The sequence below is a fragment of the Caloramator sp. CAR-1 genome (genome assembly GCF_030546345.1).
Classification (GTDB): Bacteria; Bacillota; Clostridia; order Clostridiales; family Caloramatoraceae; genus Caloramator; species Caloramator australicus.
Window position 1 is genome coordinate 1 of the sequence record NZ_JAUONW010000056.1, and the last position, 1,607, is coordinate 1,607.

At 30.9% G+C, this 1,607-nt stretch carries 1 protein-coding gene; it reads left to right on the forward strand.

What is annotated here, in order from left to right:
* Window positions 1–116: 116 nt before the first annotated feature.
* Window positions 117–1,505, forward strand: a complete 1,389-nt coding sequence (locus tag Q3V94_RS13565; RefSeq protein ID WP_303528531.1) for an ISLre2 family transposase — start codon at window positions 117–119, stop codon at window positions 1,503–1,505.
* Window positions 1,506–1,607: the final 102 nt, after the last annotated feature.

Genomic DNA, 1,607 nt, shown 5'->3' on the forward strand with positions numbered 1-1,607 from the left:
GCCTGGCACTTAAAACATAGTGTAAAATTATTGTAGGACGAAAAAAGACAAAAATTTAAAAGAGACAACCCCTGTGATAAAATAAAAGTGAAAAAAACACACAAACCAATAAGGGGGTGTCTCTTTTGAATAATATTATACAACAACATTTAATAAATTTCACTACTAAATTAATAAAAAATGTTGAGGAAACTATATCAAAAGAATGGGATTTAACAAAACTTGTTGATGTAGTTAAAAAAATGACTGATGAATTAGGAGCAAACATAATAAAGGACTTTTTAGAAGAATTAGATAAAACGATTAAAGAAGATGAAAAAAGGAAAAAGGGATGGGTAGTAGAAAGGAAAGACAAGAAAAAGATTGTAACAATGCTAGGCGAAATAGAATATGCAAGAACGTATTACAAATCTAAGAAGAATGGGGAATATAGATATTTACTTGATGAAATTATAGGGATAAGCAAACATGAGAAGGTAGATAAAGAAGTAAAGATAAAGCTTGTAGAGAACGCAATTAATATGTCCTATGAGGAAAGTAGTAAAGTAACATGTCCAGAGAAACTAAGCAGGCAGACAGTATTTAATGCAATAAGACAGGTAGGAGAAGTAGAAGTAAAAAGGGAAGTAAAAGAAAAGAGGAAAGTAAGAGTGCTATACATAGAAGCAGATGAGGATCATGTTGCATTGCAGGATGGGAAGAAGGAGATGCCAAGGCTTGTATATATACATGAAGGAAGGCAAAGCAAAAATGGGAGAAACGAATTAAAGAATGTATATTACAAAGCATACGTTGGTGTAGAAGCTGAAGAAATATGGATAGATGTAGCGAATTATGTGTATGACAATTATGAAATAGAGAGCATAGAAAAGATATACATAGCAGGAGATGGAGCAAGATGGATAAAGGAAGGAATGGAGTGGATTCCGAAAGCTAAATTTGTATTAGATAGATATCATTTGAACAAATACATAATAAAAGGGACAGCAAAGCGAGAAGAATATAGGCAAAAGATATGGGGAGCGATAAATGAAGGGGATAAGAAGGTTTTAAGGGAGATATTTAAGGAGTTAATAAATATAGCAGAAACTAAGACAGAAAAGGAGAGGATAAAAGAAGCAAGGAGATATATATTAAATAACTGGGAAGGGATAGTAATATATAAAGAGGACGAGGATGTAATAGGATGCAGTGCAGAAGGGCATATAAGCCATGTATTATCAGCGAGATTAAGCAGTAGGCCATTAGGATGGAGTAAAGAGGGATTAAAGATAATGGCAAAGCTAAGGGTATTTAGCAGGAATGGAGGCAATTTAAGGGAAATAAGTATATACAAGGAAGATATTGAAACATTTAGATTAAATAAAAAGAAGATAAAAGAAACAATTAAAAGAATAAATAATTCTTCACGAGAAGGAATAAATAATATAACAATATTAAATATTGGAAAAGTAACGCCAATGTATAAGATATTAAAATCAATTAAATATGAAAATATAATTTAAAGTTTAAAAGTTTACGAAAGTCTTGATTTTAAACATTTTAGGGGGTTGTCTATAAAAATTAACCTACAATATCTTGACACTATCCTATTTTTATACTTGTTA